Annotated in this window: 15 protein-coding genes and 2 rRNA genes; all 17 read left to right on the top strand. The window is 46.8% G+C overall.

Going from position 1 to position 19,480, the window contains the following annotated elements:
- Positions 1-83: ribosomal RNA gene (locus PUT07_RS08420) — 23S ribosomal RNA — on the top strand; the annotation flags it as partial.
- A gap of 165 nt (positions 84-248) precedes the next feature.
- Positions 249-365 (top strand): 5S ribosomal RNA (gene rrf, locus PUT07_RS08425).
- A gap of 592 nt (positions 366-957) precedes the next feature.
- Positions 958-3,693: an aconitate hydratase AcnA gene (gene acnA, locus PUT07_RS08430; RefSeq protein WP_274467513.1), complete on the top strand. Its 2,736-nt coding sequence runs from the start codon at positions 958-960 to the stop codon at positions 3,691-3,693.
- Between the two features lie 24 nt (positions 3,694-3,717).
- Positions 3,718-3,942: a hypothetical protein gene (locus tag PUT07_RS08435; RefSeq protein WP_274467514.1), complete on the top strand. Its 225-nt coding sequence runs from the start codon at positions 3,718-3,720 to the stop codon at positions 3,940-3,942.
- Between the two features lie 177 nt (positions 3,943-4,119).
- On the top strand, positions 4,120-5,640 hold the full coding sequence (locus PUT07_RS08440) for a spore germination protein (RefSeq protein WP_274467515.1): 1,521 nt from the start codon (positions 4,120-4,122) through the stop codon (positions 5,638-5,640).
- Positions 5,637-6,794 carry a Ger(x)C family spore germination protein gene (locus PUT07_RS08445; RefSeq protein ID WP_274467516.1) on the top strand — a complete coding sequence of 386 codons (1,158 nt, stop codon included), beginning with the start codon at positions 5,637-5,639 and terminating at the stop codon, positions 6,792-6,794. The genes PUT07_RS08440 and PUT07_RS08445 overlap by 4 nt, the downstream gene beginning before the upstream one ends.
- Positions 6,795-6,837: 43 nt before the next feature.
- Entirely contained in the window at positions 6,838-7,932 is a 1,095-nt protein-coding gene (locus PUT07_RS08450) for a GerAB/ArcD/ProY family transporter (RefSeq protein WP_274467517.1), read from the top strand.
- A 248-nt stretch (positions 7,933-8,180) separates the two neighbouring features.
- Complete coding sequence (locus PUT07_RS08455; RefSeq protein ID WP_274467518.1) at positions 8,181-9,482, top strand: ABC transporter substrate-binding protein; 1,302 nt, start codon at positions 8,181-8,183, stop codon at positions 9,480-9,482.
- Between the two features lie 115 nt (positions 9,483-9,597).
- Positions 9,598-10,485: a carbohydrate ABC transporter permease gene (locus tag PUT07_RS08460; protein WP_274467519.1), complete on the top strand. Its 888-nt coding sequence runs from the start codon at positions 9,598-9,600 to the stop codon at positions 10,483-10,485.
- Positions 10,486-10,488: 3 nt separating this feature from the next.
- Entirely contained in the window at positions 10,489-11,319 is an 831-nt protein-coding gene (locus tag PUT07_RS08465; RefSeq protein ID WP_274467520.1) for a carbohydrate ABC transporter permease, read from the top strand.
- A 74-nt stretch (positions 11,320-11,393) separates the two neighbouring features.
- Entirely contained in the window at positions 11,394-12,146 is a 753-nt protein-coding gene (locus tag PUT07_RS08470) for a response regulator transcription factor (RefSeq protein WP_274467522.1), read from the top strand.
- A gap of 138 nt (positions 12,147-12,284) precedes the next feature.
- On the top strand, positions 12,285-13,571 hold the full coding sequence (locus tag PUT07_RS08475) for an ABC transporter substrate-binding protein (protein ID WP_274467523.1): 1,287 nt from the start codon (positions 12,285-12,287) through the stop codon (positions 13,569-13,571).
- A 19-nt stretch (positions 13,572-13,590) separates the two neighbouring features.
- A complete protein-coding gene (locus PUT07_RS08480) occupies positions 13,591-15,390 on the top strand; it encodes a sensor histidine kinase (protein WP_274467525.1) in 1,800 nt (599 codons plus the stop codon).
- A gap of 54 nt (positions 15,391-15,444) precedes the next feature.
- Positions 15,445-16,122 (top strand): response regulator transcription factor, encoded by a 678-nt coding sequence (locus tag PUT07_RS08485; RefSeq protein ID WP_274467526.1) that lies wholly within the window; start codon positions 15,445-15,447, stop codon positions 16,120-16,122.
- Positions 16,119-17,495 (top strand): sensor histidine kinase, encoded by a 1,377-nt coding sequence (locus tag PUT07_RS08490; RefSeq protein WP_274467527.1) that lies wholly within the window; start codon positions 16,119-16,121, stop codon positions 17,493-17,495. Before PUT07_RS08485 ends, PUT07_RS08490 begins: the two co-directional genes overlap by 4 nt.
- Before the next feature lie 66 nt (positions 17,496-17,561).
- The gene (locus PUT07_RS08495) at positions 17,562-18,683 is read left to right on the top strand and encodes an ABC transporter permease (protein WP_274467528.1); all 1,122 of its coding nucleotides are present in this window, start codon (positions 17,562-17,564) and stop codon (positions 18,681-18,683) included.
- Positions 18,680-19,360, top strand: a complete 681-nt coding sequence (locus tag PUT07_RS08500) for an ABC transporter ATP-binding protein (protein ID WP_274467529.1) — start codon at positions 18,680-18,682, stop codon at positions 19,358-19,360. Before PUT07_RS08495 ends, PUT07_RS08500 begins: the two co-directional genes overlap by 4 nt.
- Positions 19,361-19,480: the final 120 nt, after the last annotated feature.

Raw genomic sequence — 19,480 nt, forward strand, 5'->3', positions numbered from 1 at the left:
AGACGACGAGGTTGATAGGTTCGAGGTGGAAGTGCAGCAATGCATGCAGCTGACGAATACTAATCGGTCGAGGGCTTATCCTAAGCTAACCCAAGAAAGTGAAGAAAAGCTTCGTAGCTTATTCCGATTACTTTCTCGGGGCCCAAAGAACATACCTAAGTGTTCAACTTTACATAAGTTTCGTATCTAGTTTTCAGGGTGCAAGACATCCTGATGAATAACCGATGTTTCCTGGCAGAAGCATCACGTTTGGTGATGATGGCGGAGGGGACCCACGCGTTCCCATCTCGAACACGACCGTTAAGCCCTCCAGCGTCGATGGTACTTGAACCGCAGGGTTCTGGGAGAGTAGAACGTTGCCAAGCAGACTAAGCCTTACAAGGAGAAATTCTTGTAAGGCTTTTTCAATTCAAAGCCCGAGGGAACTTCCCTCGGGCTTTCTCTATCTACTAAGCATTCAGATCATATAACCCTGGGCTATGTTCATTTGGAAGCTCCGGCAATGTCGGGAACGATCATGTTAATTAACATGTTAGCGTTCCTCGTTCTGCCAAACCTATGCAAGAATAGCACTGCAACTTGAAGCCCCTCTCGAGATTAAAAACGATCAAAGTGATGAACAATAAATTTGCAAAAAGCTTTTTAATTTCATCTATCAGAGGGAGGGGAATCATTTGTCCAGGTGCTGCTATTACTGCAATACGAATGCCGACATAGCCCACAGTATAACGATTTATCAAAAAGATGGGATAGAGGATAAAATAGAAGTTTTATGTCGTTCTTGTTACTCAGAATGGCTTCTTTCATTAAAGGGTTAGATTACTAAGTAAATATCTATTTAAAGCGCTATTGCCTTTGCAATAGCGTTTTTTCGTTTACATATTCGTTAATCCGAAGGGAATATTATCATTTTAGCAGCACTATAACGTTTGGCTTCAATCTAGAGGAGGATTCAACATGTCTGATAAGGACTTTTCTACTGTACGTAAAGAGTTAACCGTTGGCTCGAAAACTTACAAATACTATAGCCTTCCTGATTTCGAAAGCCAAGGGTACGGAGCCGTCAGCAAGCTTCCTTTTTCTATCCGGGTTTTACTAGAAGCTGCTATCCGTCAATTTGACGGTCGTTCCATTACGAGTGAACATGTTAAACAAATTGCTCGCTGGGCTGACCAACGCGATGTCAACAAAGAGATTCCTTTCATCCCGGCACGGATCGTCCTACAAGATTTCACAGGTGTGCCGGTCGTTGTTGACTTGGCAGCGATGCGGGCGACGATGGCCCGTGTTGGCGGTGATCCTAAACGGATCAATCCCCTGGTCCCTGTAGATTTAGTCATTGACCACTCTATTATGGTGGATGCTTCCGGGACACCGGAGGCACTCGAGTACAACATTAATTTAGAATTCGAAAGAAATGAAGAACGCTACCGTTTCTTGCGTTGGGCCCAAACGGCCTTCGAGAATTTCCGGGCGATTCCGCCTTCGACAGGCATTGTTCACCAAGTCAACTTGGAGTATCTGGCATCCGTTGCAGCCACGAAGACGATCGGCGGTGAAACGGTCGTTTACCCGGATTCTCTTGTCGGCACAGACTCGCATACGACAATGATCAACGGTTTAGGTGTTGTAGGCTGGGGAGTTGGGGGGATCGAGGCTGAAGCTGGCATGCTTGGACAACCTCTTTATTTTGTAGCTCCGGATGTCATTGGCTTTCGGATCACCGGCCATCTGGCAGAAGGGGCTACGGCAACCGACCTTGCGCTGACGGTTACGCAAATTTTGCGTAAGAAAGGGGTTGTCGGTAAATTTATTGAGTTCTTTGGCCCCGGCTTAAGCAATATCTCATTAGCCGACCGTGCAACTGTAGCGAATATGGCACCGGAGTATGGGGCTACCATTGGTTTCTTCCCTGTAGATGTCGAAACATTGAATTATTTGAAGGGTACCGGCCGTGATGCTGACCAAGTCGAGCTTGTAGAAGCCTATTACAAAGCACAAGGTTTGTTCCGGACAGATAGTACGCCTGATCCTGTCTTCACCGATATTATTGAGCTTGATCTCGGCTCCGTTGTACCAAGTCTGGCAGGTCCTAAACGTCCGCAAGACCGCGTAGAGCTTACGAAATTGAAGGAATCCTTCAATTCCATCATTCGTTTGCCGATCGATCAAGGCGGATATGGTCTAAGCGACGAGGAAATCAACGAAGAGGTGGATATTGTATACCCTAACGGTGAAACCGTAAGAATGGGGACCGGCGCGGTAGTCATCGCTGCGATTACTTCTTGCACGAATACGTCCAATCCAAGTGTGATGATGGGGGCGGGACTTGTGGCGAAGAAAGCCGTTGCCCGTGGTCTCAGAAAGCCCTTATATGTGAAAAGCTCATTAACGCCGGGTTCCTTGGTTGTTACGGAGTATCTATCCAGAGCCGGTTTACTTGAGCCGCTAGAAGCACTAGGGTTTCATGTTGTTGGCTACGGCTGTGCAACTTGCATTGGAAACTCCGGTCCGCTTACGGAAGAGGTCAGTAAAGCCATCGCCAATAAAAATATGACCGTATCCGCTGTTATCTCCGGAAACCGTAACTTCGAAGGCCGCGTTCATGCCCAAGTCAAAGCTAACTACCTTGGTTCGCCTCCGCTGGTAGTGGCCTACGCGCTTGCAGGTACAGTTAATATCGATTTGGCCACCGACCCAATTGGTTACGATCATCATAATCAGCCGGTCTATCTCAAAGATATTTGGCCGACCAATCAAGAGATCCAAGAAGCACTTGACATGGCTATGGATGCAGAAACATTCCGTGATAAATACAGCAATGTATTTCGTGCTAATGAGCGCTTCAACCAAATCGCAATACCAGAAGGTAACTTATACGAATTTGACGAGAATTCCACCTATATTCAAGAGCCGCCGTTCTTCATGGACCTCAGTACGGTTCCCTCTGATATTGCGGACATTCAAGGCGCGAGAACACTGGCGCTATTAGAGGATTCGATTACGACGGATCATATTTCCCCCGCTGGCAACATCAAAGGGGATAGCCCTGCAGGTCAGTATCTTGTGCAACATGGTGTAAAAAGGCACGACTTCAACTCCTATGGTTCGAGGCGTGGTAATCACGAAGTCATGATGCGCGGGACTTTTGCAAATATTCGCATCAGGAACCAACTGGCGCCGGGAACCGAGGGAGGCGTAACCACTTACCTTCCGACGGGGGAAATCGAGTCCATTTATGATGCATCCGTGAAATATCAGGAGAATGGCCAGAACCTCATTATTCTTGCAGGCAAAGAGTACGGAACTGGAAGCTCGCGAGACTGGGCGGCAAAAGGTACATTCCTGCTAGGCGTGAAGGCAGTTATCGCGGAAAGCTTCGAACGAATCCATAGGAGCAACCTTGTGGGTATGGGCGTTCTACCGCTTCAATTCCTGGAGGGGACAAGCTGGAAAGCATTCGGTCTGACGGGCCGTGAAACATTTGATATAACAGGCTTGAGCAATGAGATCCTACCAGGTTCTACGGCCAATGTGACGGTAACCCGCGAGGATGGTACAACGTTTAATTTTAGCGTACTCGTGCGTTTGGATAGCCTGGTCGATGTAGATTACTACCGGAATGGCGGTATTCTGCAAACTGTTCTGCGCCAGATGATCGCGGAGACAAACAGTGAGAGCGTGACTATATAAACATATGGAGGAGCGTGGAACAATTTGGTCAAACTCCAACGAGTTATTACAGTTCTTAGTATTTTATCGATGTTGATATCCTTTACGGGTTGTAATACTTCCACAAGTAACAGTGAGAAAAATAAGAATAAGGAAGATCAGGCAGAAGAACGAAAAGATAAACAAGAAGCAAAAAAGACCGATGAGGAAGATAAAAAAGCAACCGGTGATACGGAGGCGGATAAAAATAAAGGAAAGAAGGATAAATAGCCTTTTGGAGGCTTGCCGCTGGATGTCCAGTGGCAAGCTTTTTTCATTGGACAAATGTTCCATACATCGGCACGTGCTCAGGACCGCTGGGCTGAACGAGGAAATGCACGTACAGAGTAAAGTGCTAAAAGTTGGATATAATAACTCGTAGCCTGAGCACGAAGGACGTGAACGTGAGTGAACTGGTCTAAGAAATCGAACCTTCTCGGAGAACAAAAAGAGCGAATCAGTAGCGATATTCCGAGTCAAAATATTGGAAAGAGCATGATTGAGAATGAGCAAATCTTGAAACATATCTTTCAAAATTGTTCAGATATTCAATTTCATGAAATGGTCATTCAAGGTTCGACTAAATTGCTGTTCATTTACGTTGACGGAATGATCAATGCAGACCTCATTATGACTAATGTGCTTCGGCCTTTAATGTACGATGGGCTGCCTCAAGGACTTGGGACATTGGAATCTATCTCGCAAATCTGCGAAAAGAATCTTATTTCTATTTTACAAACCAAGAAAGTCTCTGACATCGGGGATATTACCGAACACATTCTAAAGGGGAACATCGCAATATTGGCAGATGGCGATGACGTCGCCCTTCTTGGGGATGTCTCCAAATTCGAAACTCGAAGCGTTCAAGAGTCTTCCGGCGAGATTACGCTTCGAGGTTCCAGAGAAAGCTTTACGGAACACCTTCGAACGAATACGTCTTTGCTGCGCAGGATACTGGCAACCCCTAAGTTGAAAATGGAATCTTTACAGCTCGGTACCTTAACAAAGACCGAAATCGTTGTGGTTTACCTGGAAGGCATCGTTTCTATGTCCGTATTAAATGAAGTCCGCTACCGTCTAAGTCAAATCCAAATCGATGGCATACTGGAATCCGGGTATATCGAGGAATCTATTGAAGAGACTCATTATTCACCTTTTTCTCAATTAGGGAACACGGAGCGTCCGGATGTGGTTGCAGCCGGATTGCTGGAGGGGAAATTAGCGATCATCACCGATGGGTCTCCTTTTGCACTTGTAGCCCCAATTACATTTTGGGGCGGATTACAGGCGCCTGACGATTATTATGAACGATTTCTGTTCGTAAACTTTAGTCGTTGGATTCGTTATATCTTTATTTTCTTTTCGGTCGTTTCCCCCTCTATCTATATTGCGTTAACCAATTTCCATCCGGAGATGGTTCCTCCCAAACTGATGATTACAATTGCCGCACTGCGAGAAATGTCTCCCTTCCCATCTGTGATTGAAGTGTTTTTGATGGAGCTGATGTTTGAAGGGCTGCGGGAAGCCGGCATCCGGTTGCCGCAACAGATCGGCCCCCTTGTGACCGTAGCTGGAGCCTTGGTCATCGGTGAAGCGGCTGTGCGTGCCGGTATCATTTCAGCGCCTATTGTTATTGTCGTATCGGCTGCGGGAATCGCATCGTTCGTCATTCCGCGATATCGAGCTGGTTTTCCCTTGCGGATTTTAAGATTCCCTTTATTGATACTATCCGGAGCTTTTGGCTTATTAGGGTTAGCCATCGGCATTATTGCGATTATTACGCATCTGATTCACTTAAGTCCATTCGGGACTCCCTATCTTGAACCTGTCACACCGCTTATCCCTCGCCGGCTTAAGGATGTGTTGATGCGGCAGCCGCACAAACTTTCTATACAGAATAAGCCTGATAATGGGGCTGATCATCCATGAAGAGAGCAGGAAAGCTTGGTTTCGTATTGCTTCTGATGATAGCGATCTTAACGGGGTGTTGGGACCAGCGGGAACCGAACCAGCTCGCTTTTATTAACGGCGCGGCAATGGATCTTACCAAAGACGGTAAATTTGAAATTAGCTCTTTATTGGCGATTCCAGCAGTGATTGGCGGCGGTTTAAACGGTGGCGGCGATGGAGGAAACAAAAAAAGCTTCCATGTCGTGTCCGCTACTGGAAAGGATTTCATGGATGCCGGTCAAAACCTGCAAACACAGCTCTCCCGACAGTTATTTTACGGTCATCGCCAGACGATACTCGTCGGTCAACGGATGGCGGAATATGGGATAGCCAGCTTTATCGACATGGTTATTCGTAATCCGCAATCGGAGATGCGCTCAACGATTTATGTAGTTAAAGATGGGGATGCCAAAGACCTCCTTTCCATGGAGCCTATTTTTGACCCGTACACATCAACGGAACTCGTGAGTCAACAAGATACTTTACAAATAAACCCCTACTATTACCGTAATTTTTTGTCGGAATCTTTGAGCCAGGGGACCTATCCCCTCTTGCCTGCGGTCAGCATGACGCCCTTGAAGAAGTACGTGTATACCGGATCTGCTATTCTAAACAAAGACAATGGTCTCAAATTAGCAGGCTTCTTGAATACTAGAGAATCTTTCTATGCCAATTGGATAACAGGCAAACAGAAGGGGTTTATCATCACATCTTATATCACGCAGGGGAACGGAAACATCAGCCTAAATATGCAAAAATTAGATCGGCGCATACGAGTGAATCTCGTCAATGATCAAATACAAATCGAGGTACGACTGGTAGGCAAAGGGTCCATTGTAGAAAACAATGCGACCTTGGATCCGACCGCGCGAAAAGATCTGCAAATCATACAGGATGAATTCAATCTCACGACTCAAAATTCTGTACAGCAGCTCATAGATAAAGTGCAGAAGGAGTACAAAACGGATATTTTCGGGTTTGGCGAAGTGGTTCATCGAAAATACCCAAAACAATGGAAAAACCTTGAGAAGGATTGGAGCCATACCTTTTCTCAACTTCAAGTCTCCGTCAAAGTAGACATTCATTGCAAAGAACCGGGCCAAACGACTTCATCTATCATGAGCAGGCCTTGATTTGCGTAAGCCTGTATTTCATCTTAGAGGAGTGAAGGGATTCATGAAGTTATCGGGAAATCAGCTATTCTGGATTATTGTAACGACAGAAGTCATTGCGATGATCGGGTTAAGAATTTCACCTGCGATCATTATAGCCAAACAAGATGCGTGGTTATCCATGTTGATGGCGGGTGGCATAGGGATAGCCTTAAGCTTACCTGTTATTCATTTGAGCATGCTCCACCCTAATCAAACATTGACCTTATTTAGTCAATCCCTTCTAGGGAAATGGTTCGGAAGAATACTGGTTATTCCGTTTCTCATTGTGTGGTATATCCTATCCGCTGCTTTATTGCGTTCCTTTGCGGACTTCTTACACCTTGTTCTTGTTGATCGTACACCTCTTTGGATGATTATGATTCTCTTGGTTGGTGTAACGATCTATATGACTTATTCAGCGGGAATTACAGGGATCGGCCGATTCTGCGAGCTAATGGGTCCGGTTATTATGTTAACGCTGTTGATCAGTATCATTTTGAATGTGGGCAACGTGGATTTGCGTTATTTACAGCCTGTTTATTTTGATTCCGGGTGGTTGAACATCGTAAAAGGATCACTGGCCCCCTCCATTTGGTTCGCAGGTCCGTTCACCTTCTTGGTCATCATCTCGTTTATGCAGCAACCGCAAAAAGCTCTTTCCCGGTCGATTTGGGGGATCTGTACGACCGTTTTAATAGTCTCGATTTCCACACTTATGGTCATATTGGTTTTTGGCCCTAATTTATCAGCCAAAATAAGATTTCCTTACTTCATGTTTGTAAGAACCATTGACATATTAAATTTCATTCAAAACGTCGATATCTTCATTATGTTTATCTGGATTTTCGGAGTGTTCGCCCAATTATCACTCTATTTCTTTATCGCTAGCTATGAAACGGCGCAATGGCTCAAAATGAAAGAGTGGCGGAAAATGATCTGGATCGGGGCGCCGATTATTTTTATTATGGCTATTCTGATTCCGGATGAGACGGCTTTCACACAATATGACAAATTTTGGACCTCCGTCATATTCCCTGTTTGTGGTATCACCATCCCCCTATTCTTATGGATTATCGCTATGATCAGGAAAAAATCCTTGAATACGGAGATCAAATGATTTATAAGATGAAGGTCATAATGGTAACGGCGAACGGATGGATTAAGGACGCAAGGGGTCCTCTTCCATCCGTTCCGTCTCTTCCGGGGCGAGCACGAGACCTGCTCCAAGAAAATTATGAAAACGCTAACATTAAGAACAATTGAAGACTATAAATCACAATTCAAACTCCTGTTTTAGGCGCGGGCACAGGTCTATAATACGAATTGTAAGCGGAACCAAAACAAAATGAGAGGGGTAGCAATGTGATGAAAAAATTCGTATCCGTAGCATTGGTCACAACCATGTCCTTATCGATTCTGGCTGCATGCGGAAGTGAAGGAGGAAGCGGCGCCGCTTCCGAGACTAAAAAGCCTGCGGCAACGGCTGCGGCCCAAGCGAGCGCCAATCCGAGCGATAACGTGAAAGGGAAGGTGACCTTCTTAACGAACCGGACCGATATGATCGATAAGGAGTATAAGGACTACGCCAAACGTTTTAAAGAAAAATATCCGAACGCCGACATTGAATTCGAAGCGATTCGGGATTATGACAAGAACGTAAAAGTGCGAATCTCTACCGGCGATTACCCGGATATCGTATTGATTCCGACGATCCCGAATGCCGATTTACCGAAATATTTCGCACCTTTGGACGATATGGGACTGAACGATAAAATCTACTTCAAAGATTTCAAAGCGACCGGCGGCAAGCTCTACGGTATTGCTCAAGGTACCAATACCTCTGGTATCGTCTACAACAAGAAAGCTTTTGCGGAAGCGGGCATAACGGCCGTACCGAAAACACTGGACGAGTTCTATGCGGCCAGCGAGAAGTTGAAAGCAAAGGGCATGGTGCCGCTAGCCTCCAATTTCAAGGATAAGTGGCCTCTCAGCTCATGGGTGTGGGATTTGCCAACTTTGATCGCAGGCAATGCGGCCCTTGGCAACGATCGTGTGAAAAGCGACACGCCATATACGTTGGACGGCCCGTACGGCAAGTCGATGGGCATCTTAAAAACGATGCAGCAGAAGGGCTATTTGGAGCCGGACATTAACTCCACCAATTGGGAACAATCCAAGAAAGACGTCGCATCCGGCAAATTCGCGATGTACTACCTCGGGAACTGGGTTATTAACCAAGTCATTGAAAATGGCGCTAAATCGGAAGATATCGGCTTCTTCCCCATGCCTTTCGATAATTCCGGCAAAATGATGGCACCGCTTTCGCCAGACTGGTTCTACGGCGTCAATAAGAACAGCAAAAACCTTGAAACCGCAAAAGCATTCTTGAAGTGGCTTATTGTTGATTCCGGATATGACAATTTCGCAGGCTTCATTCCCGTACTTAAGGATAAACAGCCGGAGTTGAAACAATTGGTTGAATTCAAGAGCTACAACCCAACATTCCTCGAAGGTGTAGCGGACAGCGATCAAGCGGTAGCGACTCAAAATAAAGCGCAAATCGAGCCGCAAGCCATCGTTCAGGATTTCGTTCTGGGTGACAGCAAAGCCATATTCGATAAATATAACAAGCAGTGGGCAGACGCCAAAAAAGCGCTTGGATATTAATACCGAATCCATCAAATATAGAAAAAGAAGAGGCTGATAAGGAGCAAAATGGATTACCGCATGGGTCATCCATTTTGCTTCCAACCAGCCGCTCGGAGAAGGAAGTGAGCTCTCAATGTTCAGTACGTTGTCGTACAAAACCCAGAAGTGGATCCTCATTATCGGTTTTTTGCTCGTCCCGATGACTCTGCTGTGCACGTTTACGTTTTATCCGGCTGTCAAACTGTTCTACTTGAGCTTTACCAACTGGGATGGGATCAGTCCGGATAAAAGCCTGATCGGTTGGGATAACTATGTGGAAGTATTCAACAATCCCAAGATTTTCGGCGTTTTTCTGAATCAAATTCCTTACTTTTTGGTGGGCGTCATTCAGAACATCGCCGCGCTTATTTTTGCCGTGATCCTAAACGGCAAATTGAAAGGGCGCAACTTTTTCAGGGTGATGATGTTTCTGCCGTTCATCATGAACGGCGTTGCCGTCGCCTTTATGTTTCAATTTGTTTTTGACACGACCAATGGGTCTCTGAATGCGCTGCTGGATGTGTTGGGTCTCGACATGCTGCAGACGAGTTGGCTCGGCAACAAGGACATCGTCAACTATTCTCTGGCGTCCGTGGGATTCTGGAGATTTATGGGATATAACATGGTTATATATATCGGTGCGCTGCAGGCGATTCCGGGAGATATTTACGAAGCCGCCACGATAGACGGCGCCAACGGATACCGGCAATTCTGGCATCTGACGCTGCCTAATCTGACGAAAATCATTGAGCTCAATATGTTTTTAACGATCAGCGGGGCTTTGTCCGTATTCGATCTGCCATTCGTGTTGACCGGAGGCGGGCCGGCCGGAGCATCCACGACCTTTGTCTTCAAAACGGTGGAGACGGCGTTCCAGTTTAACAACTACGGTTTGGCTTCTGCGATGAGTGTCATCCTGCTGCTGATTACCGTCGTGGTGCTGGGGATCCAAAGCAAAGTTATCAATCGAAAGGGGGAATAGGGCTTGAAAAAACAGCCTTGGCAAAGCGGAATTCAATATCTCGTCCTAGTACTGGCGACCTTCGTCGTTGTGTTCCCGCCCTATGTGGTGCTGGTAAACGCGTTTAAAGATAAATCGGAATTCGGCACCGGCAGTCCCTTTGCCTTGCCCAAAAGTTTTACGAACCTTGATAATTTCAAGGTTGTATTTGAACGGGCGCATATGGACGAGGCATTGCTTAATACATTCATCATTATCGCAGCATCCCTGATCGGCAATGTCGTTCTCGGAACGATGGTAGCCTATGTGATTGGGCGCTTTCATTTTAGAGGCAAGAAGATGATCCTTGGTTCCTTTCTCGTCGCCACCATCATTCCTACCATTACGACTCAGGTGGCCGTGTTTTCTATTATCCAAAGTCTCCATTTGTTTAACACGTTATCGGCGCCGATCATCCTGTACATTGGAGCGGATGTCGTGCAAATCTACATTTACTTGCAATTTATCAAAAACATCCCCTATGAGTTGGACGAAAGCGCCATGATGGACGGTGCTTCGTTGTTCCGAATCTACTGGAACATCATGTTCCCGCTGCTCACTCCGGCTACGGCGACGCTCATTATTTTGAAGACGATCAACATTTATAATGATTTGTATATTCCATATTTATACATGCCGAAAGCCAAATTAGGAGTCGTATCGACCTCCATCATGCGTTTTGCCGGTATCAACCAAGCGGAGTGGAATTATATTTGCGCGGCCATTCTAATCATTATGATTCCGACTGTTCTTATGTATTTGTTGCTGCAAAAGTATATTTTCTCCGGGGTTACGAGCGGAGCCGTCAAGTCCTAATAGCTTCTCCATTAACTTGTAAGCCGGCATTATGATAAAATGGGGTGAAACGGCGATGAACGGAGAGTGAGCCTATGAAAATCATGATCGTTGATGACGAAGAATTAATTCGCTTGGGGATCGCCAAGATTTTAAATAAATCCGAATTATCCGTTCAAATTGCGGGGTTATTCGCGAACGGCTATGAAGCCTACATGGAGATCAGCCGGCTTCAGCCCGGCGACCTGGACGTCCTGATCACGGATATCAAAATGCCGATCATGGACGGTTTACGGCTGATCGAGAAAGCCAAAGAGCGCTTGCCCGAATTGTCCGTTATCGTCATCAGCGGGTTCAATGAGTTTGAATATGCCCGTCAAGCTATGCGGTTCGGAGTTACGGATTATTTCCTGAAGCCGCTCGATAAATATGATCTGTTCCAGGTATTGACCCAAATAAGCCGTAAGTTGGACAACGACGGAATTGCTGAGGGGGAGGGCATCCCCAAGAAAGAAGGAGAGCCGGAGCATTATGTCATCGAGAGAATCAAACAGATGCTGGATAAGGAATTCGATAAAACGTTTGATTTGGACAAGATCGCAGAGCGGGTAGAATTAAGTCCAAGCTATGTAAGCAAATTATTCCGTCAGGAAACGGGCTTGACCATCACGGATTATTTGATTTCGGTACGCTTGAACAAGGCGAAGCAGTTTTTGATCGATTACCCCCAATTGAAAAATTACGAAATCTCATCGATGCTCGGATATTCCGATCCGGTTTACTTCAATAAACTTTTTAAGAAAATGGTCGGCTTGACTCCGAAGGAATATAAGGAAAAGCACACGTAAGCGAGGATAAGTTACAAGATGAACCCGGGCGTCCTGTGCCCGGATTTTTTGTTTCCGCCACTAACAATTGTTGCGCATTGTAAGCGTTTATCATATCGCCTATAATCGGTTCAATAGGAAACGGAAAGGGGATCAATAATGAAACGGAAATGGCTGCGTGCAATCACTCCGCTAACGGCTGCGGCATTGCTATTATCCGGTTGTACGGGTACGGATACTTCGTCCCAACAGATGCCGGGTGGAAGCAGAACGAACGCCTCAAACACAGAAATGAGCGGTACCCTAACCGTCGTTACGAATCGTACGGATATGATCGATCGGACATATAAGGAATACGCGCGGCGGTTCCAAGAGAAATATCCGGCCATTCATATTCAATTCGAAGCCTTGCGCGACTATGATAAGAACATTAAAATTCGGCTCGCTTCTGGAGAAACCCCGGATGTTCTGCTGATCCCTTCCATCCCGAATTCGGATTTGGGCAAATTTTTCGCTCCGTTATCGGATGTGGAGCTGCAGGGAGACATTTATTTTCAAGATTTTAAAGACTATCAAGGTGTCACTTACGGCATCCCGTCCGGTGTAGCGGTAAGCGGCGTTATCTACAATAAAAAAGCATTCGAACAAGCGGGTATCGGCGAGGTGCCCAGAACGCTGGATGCCTTTTACGCCGTATGTGCCAAGTTAAAGCAAAGCGGAATCGTGCCGTTCGCATCCAACTTTAAAGACCGCTGGCCGCTGCAGTTCTGGTCGACCGATGTTCCTATGCTGCTGACAGGGAAGGCCGGGACGAAGAATGAATTGGCCGATACAGCGGCACCCTTCCAACCGGGCAATCCCTACGATACCTCCATGTCCATTATTAAAACCTTGTATGAGCAAGGGTTCCTGGAGCCGAATTTGAACGATACGAACTGGGAAGGGTCCAAAAGGGAATTGGCTGCAGGGAAAATCGGCATGATGCTGACGGGTAACTGGGCCATCAAGCAAATGATTGAAAACGGCGCGAAGCCGGAGGATATCGGCTTCTTCCCTTTCCCTGCGGATAATTCGGGCAAGCTCAAAGCGACGCGGTATCCGGACCGTTATTATGCGGTAGGCAAGAACAGCAAGCACCAAGCTGCGGCTAAAGCATTTATGAAATGGATGGTGGAAGAGTCCGGTTATGAGAATTATTCCGGATTCATTCCCGTGTTAAAGAATAGAAAGCCGGAATTGCCGCAATTGTTGGAGATGGACGCCTATCAGCCGGAATATGTGGAAGTTATTAAGGATACGGACCGACTCAGTCAAATCCTGAATAAGGCGCAGTTGGAAATGCCCGCGCTTGTGCAGGAATATATGCTCGGCACCCCTGCAGAGGTGCTCGAGAAATACAATCAGCAATGGGCTGGGGCCCGGCAATCGTTGAACATAAGCCCGTAGGCGGTGGGGGGAACCTGTTTTGGCTTACTTGAAATCTAGCAGCTTGAAGGTCTGGCACTCCTTTGCCAACAGCAGCATGAAGAAAAAATTGATTATTATTTTCGTTTTCCTGATTACATTGCCGCTCATGCTAACCAGCTACATTTCATTCCAGTATTACTCGAAGTCCATGCAAGAGAATACGCAGACTTACGTGCTGGGGACGACGTCCGAGCTGCTCGATAAGCTGGATGATTATATTTTGGACATCAAACGCATATCCGCGCTCCCCTTGTTTATGACGGACATGCAGGTGAAGCTGACGCAACCGGGACAAAGCATTGACAAGATGCGCAGTGTGGAGCATAACGTCCTTAGCATTAACAATATTAAGCAGGATACGACCTCCGTATATATAATCGATAATTACGATGAGCTGTACTATAACCTCAAGACGGACGGGGTGCGCCAAGATATCCGGGATAAAATTCCATATTGGAGACAATTGGCGAAGGAAGCCGACGGGCTCCCTGTCTTGCTGTCTACGCAAGAGGTTGCCTATTCATCCGGCAATAAAGATTATGTGTTTTCCGTTGTCAGAGAAATTCGGGATGCTGCCTCCATTGTCCCCATCGGCATGATTGTGTTCGACACCTCGGTCAGTGTCGTGGCCAAAACGATCCAAGAGTTGGACAGCATTACAAAGGGAAAATCGATGATTCTGGATCAGCAGAACCACGTCGTATATGACAGCGACCGGGCGTTCATTACGCAGAGTGCCGAAGGTTGGAATTTCTTCTCCAAGGTGGTGGGTGAACACGGAAGCTTTGCCGTTACGATGAACGGTATCGAGTATATTTGCACATATACGACTTCTTCGAAATCGGACTGGAAAATGCTGGCCTTCATTCCGGTCAAGGAAGTTACGGCCAAGGCTACCGTAACCCGGAATGTGACCATACTCGTCACGATCGGCATTACCGGCTTCGCGCTTATCGTTTCTATTGTCATCACTTATTTCCTGACGAACCCGCTTAGTAAAATATCGAGAATTATGAAGCAGGTGCAAAGCGGCAATATGAAAGTGAGGGTCCATGTCCGATATGCGGATGAAGTGGGGCTTCTGGGGAAACATGTTAATCAAATGCTGGAGAGGATCGACGAGCTCATCGGAGAAGTTGCCGACGGACGGCTGCGGAAGAAGGAAGCGGAAATGCGCGCACTTCAGAGCCAAATTAATCCGCATTTTATATATAATACGCTTGAGACGATCCGCATGATGGCGGAGCTGAACGATGACGACCGGGTAGCGGCGATGACGTATAATCTGGGTCAAATGCTGCGCTACAGCCTGACCAAAGGTGTCGAAGTCGGTACGGTTGCATCCGAGCTGGAGCATTTGGAGCACTATCTGTTTCTTCAAAACATGCGGTTCAACGATAAATTCACTTTAAAACTGGATGTGCCTGAATCTATTAAACAGCTCCCCATGCTGAAGCTTGTGCTGCAGCCGGTCGTGGAAAATGCCATTTACCATGGTCTTGAGAAGCGTGAAGGTCCCGGGGAAATCGGCATTTCCGCTTATCATCTAGGGGAGGACACGTACTTTATTCTTAGTGACGACGGTGTCGGCATGAGCAAGGAGACCGTCTATAAGATGAACGACCGCTTCGATAAGCTTACTTACGATAAGGATGCTAAAGGCGGCATCGGACTGCAAAATGTCAATGAGCGCATCAAGCTCCATTACGGTTCCGATTGCGGTCTTCAAGTGGAGAGCAAGTTGGGGCAAGGCACCAAGGTGATGATGAAGATCCGAAATGATAAAGGATCAGCGTAAAAGGATCAAAGCGCTTGCTATATCATTTTAGTATTGAAAAGAGGGAAATAAGTATTGAGAAATGTACTAGTTGCAGACGATGATGCGAATATTAGGGCGCTGCTGCGATATGTCATGACAAGAGAAGGTTATCAAGTACACGAGGCGCAGGATGGCGTGGAAGCCGTCCGGTTGATGGAGGAAGCCTCAATTGATTTGGCGATCATCGATGTGATGATGCCTAGAATGGACGGATACGAGCTGTGTGATTATATAAGACAAAATTACGATGTGCCCATTATTATGCTTACTGCAAGGGATCAGCTCCCCGATAAGGAGCAGGGGTATCTTCGAGGTACGGACGATTATTTGACCAAGCCGTTCGAGCCGGAGGAACTAGTCTTCAGAGTCAAGGCCTTATTCCGACGCTACAATCGCGCTTCAAGTGACAGGATCCGTTTGAATAAAATCGTCATCGATCGGAAAAACTTTGAGGTTACCGACGGGCAATCCGTCTTCCTCCTGCCGATGAAAGAATTCGAATTGCTCTCGCAGTTGGCCCAGTATCCCGGGCGGCTGTTCTCACGAGATGAATTGATTCGCCTCGTTTGGGGAGCGGATTACGAAGGGGATGACAGGACCGTTGATGTCCATATCAAAAGGCTTCGCCAACGTTTCGCGGATTATACAGACGAATTCTCCATTCAGACCGTACGCGGGATAGGTTACAAAATGGAGGCGGTAAAACCATGAGATCGCTGTATATCCGTGTCTTCCTGCTGACGATAGCCGTCATGATCTTAAGCGGTCTGCTTGGTTTTCTCGCATCGAATATCTACTATCATGAGAAGCTTAAACCCTATAATGACGGCAAATTGACCGGAATTGCGGAGCAGATGAAGCAATATTTGGAGACGGCATCTGTGGACATGGAGTTATACCTTCAGAATGTCGGGGCTCTTGGATATCAAATCTATTTGACGGACGGTCAAGGGGACGAGCGCTTCTATGGACGCGCTTTCCGTGAACATGATTTGGACGGGCAGGCCCCCAATTTGGTGCTTCACGGCACTCTGTACCACGGTGTTGCCAACTTCCCGGTCAAGCCGTTTGTCACCGGTTTCTTCGATAACCGGTCAAGCAATACGGTCGGGTTTCTCGTTCATGCCCATAATCGGGATTATGCCTTATTCATGAGGCCGGATGTGATCCTGCAATTCGGCGAATTGCGCATTTTCTTCGCATTAATCGGCTTGCTGTCAGTTGCCATTAGCATCATCTTCTTCTTATTCAGCACAAGATATCTGGTAAGGCCGATTACTCGCTTATCCGAGGCAACGAAGCTAATTGCCAAAGGAAACTACAACCTTCCCTTATCGACCCAAAGACGTGATGAAATCGGGCAATTGTCCGAACATTTCCGGACTATGAGCCGTGAGTTGGAGCGTGTGGATCAAGCACGCCAACAATTCGTATCGAATGTATCGCATGAAATTCAATCTCCGCTCACCTCGATTCAAGGGTTTGCTAAAGTGTTAGCTGAGAGGGAGCTCCCGAAGGAAGAGCGTGAGCACTATGCGTCGATTATTGAAAACGAAAGCCGCCATCTCTCTTTGCTCAGTAAACAATTGCTTCTGCTATCATCCTTAGAACAAGGGCAAGAGGTACTGCAGATGAAGAAGTTCTCACTGCGAGGTCAAATTCGCCAAGCGGTTCAAGTTCTGCAATGGCAGCTTGAGGAGAAGGAGCTGCTGCTGAAAATATCCGTACCCGATACCATCCAGCTGGACGGAGACGAGGTCTTGCTTATGCAAGTTTGGATGAACTTGCTTAGCAATGCAGTGAATTATATTCCTAAAGGAAGAAATATCGATATCTTTGCCGAGCAATCCCATTCACACTGTAAGATTTATTTTCAGGATACAGGCAATGGCATTGCTGCAGAGCACATACCTTTCTTATTTGACCGGTTTTATCGGGTGGATCGTGCGCGGGAACGTTCTTCCGGGCGAACAGGGCTCGGGCTGGCCATTGTAAAGAAAGTAGTCCAGCTGCACGGCGGTAACATCGAGGCGACTAGTTCGACAGAAGGAACCCTATTTACCGTGACACTGCCTCAACTGTAACCTGTTGTTCATTCTCCGTTCATTTTCGCTTCCTATACTTTGGTCATAACAAAGGAGGGAAGTTTCATGTATCTTGCTATTCGAGAAATGAGATTTGCTAAAGCTCGCTATCTGTTAATCGCAACCATTATGGTGCTTATTGCATTTCTTGTTCTGTTTGTCACCGGTCTTGCACAGGGACTTGCGTACGACAACGCTGCTTCTGTGAAGAATATGGATGCAACCCATTTTCTTGTGGAGCAGGATTCCAATCACCGCTTCACCCGATCGCAAGTCGATCAGCAGGTGCTTGATAAGACTAGCTCAATCGTAGGGGGAGAGAATGCAGAGCCGCTTAGTTTGAAAATGACGACGGTCACTCCATCCGGTAAAACGGAAAAAGTCGATGCTACCCTATTCGCCGTTAATCTCGGTGGTTGGCTGGCGCCGGCCGTAACCGAAGGTTCCTCCATCTCGAACCAGACGGATGGATATGTTCTTGTTGATCATAAATTGAAGGATGCCGGCGTGCAAATCGGTACAACCTTAATCGATCAAGCATCGGGAGTAAGCTGGGTCGTAAGCGGATTTGTGAAAAACGAATCATTCAGCCATACACCGGCTATTTTTCTAAATAAACAGGATTGGAGTCGTTATCAGGCGCTGACAAGTCGGCCAGGAACGGAAGCGGCAGACAGTCAGGTTTATAATGCGATTGCCATGAAAGCCTCAAAGGACCAAGTGAAGGAGCTTCAGGCCGCGCTGCCCGATTCGGAAGTGATCATGAAGTCTGAGGCCATATCGGCGATTCCCGGTTACAAAGAAGAGCAAGGTTCGCTTATGATGATGCTTTTTTTCTTGTTTGTGATTTCTGCGTTCGTACTGGCTGTATTTTTCTATGTCGTCACCATCCAGAAAACAAGTCAATTTGGTATTTTGAAAGCGATTGGTACACGAACGGCTTACTTAGCCGGAAGTGTGACTCTCCAGGTGTTCATCCTATCGGTTGGAAGTTTGGTGATCAGCGTGCTGTTGGTCCAATTGTTTGAAGCCGTGCTGCCGAGCTCGATGCCATTTCAATTAGGAATCACAACCTTAGCGCTTACCTGTCTATCCTTTGTAACGATGTCTCTGGCCGGGTCTCTATTCTCCGTATGGAAGGTCGCCAGCATTGACGCCTTGGATGCGATTGGGAGGACAGCGGCATGAGAAACAGACTTATCTTACAAGAAGTCACTCGAACATTTAAAGATGGCGGTAATGAAAGAATGATTTTGAATCAGCTTAACCTGGAGGTTGCAGAGGGTGAGTTGGTCGCAGTCATGGGTCCTTCGGGGTCGGGCAAAAGTACATTCCTATCCATAGCCGGAGCACTGCTTGAACCTACCGGCGGGCGTGTTCTGCTCGATGGGGAATCGATCGGCGGTAAAGACAAGCAAGAACTTTCGGAGCTTCGGCTTCGGAAGATCGGATTCATCTTTCAAAGCGCCAATTTGATTCCCTATTTAAAAGTCGAAGAGCAGCTCATTCTAGTCGCCAAGCTTGCCGGCATGGACAAGGCAAAGGCCGCCAAACGGGCAAAAGAGCTGCTGGATGAGGTTGGATTATCCCACCGGCGAACGGCGTATTCGGAGAAGCTATCCGGGGGTGAACGACAGCGGGTAGCGATCACAAGAGCCTTAATGAATGACCCCGCTGTCCTGTTCGCAGATGAGCCTACAGCAAGCTTGGATGCAGCAAGGGGGCTTGATGTCGTCCGTATGATCGCGAAGCAGGTAAAGTCCCGGCGGAAAAGTGCGGTAATGGTTACACATGATGACCGGGTACTGCCGCTGTGTGATCGAGTGCTTTATCTAGAGGATGGGAAATTCATCAAAAAATACTAAGGTAGTAATGATTTAGGGAGTTCCAACTTTGGACCTCTCTTTTTTATTATTATCGTTAGGTTGGTAACGATTGACATCATAAAGAGATCGACATATTATAAAATTAATACATGAACACAT

The organism is Paenibacillus sp. MAHUQ-63 (genome assembly GCF_028765165.1).
GTDB lineage: Bacteria > Bacillota > Bacilli > Paenibacillales > NBRC-103111 > Paenibacillus_E.

What these genes read in the sequence shown, in the direction of transcription:
- PUT07_RS08450 (WP_274467517.1), top strand. Translation starts at nt 6,838, where the DNA reads ATGAAGTTATCGGGAAATCAGCTATTCTGGATTATTGTAACGACAGAA.
- PUT07_RS08460 (WP_274467519.1), top strand. Translation starts at nt 9,598, where the DNA reads ATGTTCAGTACGTTGTCGTACAAAACCCAGAAGTGGATCCTCATTATC.
- PUT07_RS08455 (WP_274467518.1), top strand. Translation starts at nt 8,181, where the DNA reads ATGAAAAAATTCGTATCCGTAGCATTGGTCACAACCATGTCCTTATCG.
- PUT07_RS08445 (WP_274467516.1), top strand. Translation starts at nt 5,637, where the DNA reads ATGAAGAGAGCAGGAAAGCTTGGTTTCGTATTGCTTCTGATGATAGCG.
- PUT07_RS08495 (WP_274467528.1), top strand. Translation starts at nt 17,562, where the DNA reads ATGTATCTTGCTATTCGAGAAATGAGATTTGCTAAAGCTCGCTATCTG.
- PUT07_RS08475 (WP_274467523.1), top strand. Translation starts at nt 12,285, where the DNA reads ATGAAACGGAAATGGCTGCGTGCAATCACTCCGCTAACGGCTGCGGCA.
- acnA (WP_274467513.1), top strand. Translation starts at nt 958, where the DNA reads ATGTCTGATAAGGACTTTTCTACTGTACGTAAAGAGTTAACCGTTGGC.
- PUT07_RS08490 (WP_274467527.1), top strand. Translation starts at nt 16,119, where the DNA reads ATGAGATCGCTGTATATCCGTGTCTTCCTGCTGACGATAGCCGTCATG.
- PUT07_RS08500 (WP_274467529.1), top strand. Translation starts at nt 18,680, where the DNA reads ATGAGAAACAGACTTATCTTACAAGAAGTCACTCGAACATTTAAAGAT.
- PUT07_RS08470 (WP_274467522.1), top strand. Translation starts at nt 11,394, where the DNA reads ATGAAAATCATGATCGTTGATGACGAAGAATTAATTCGCTTGGGGATC.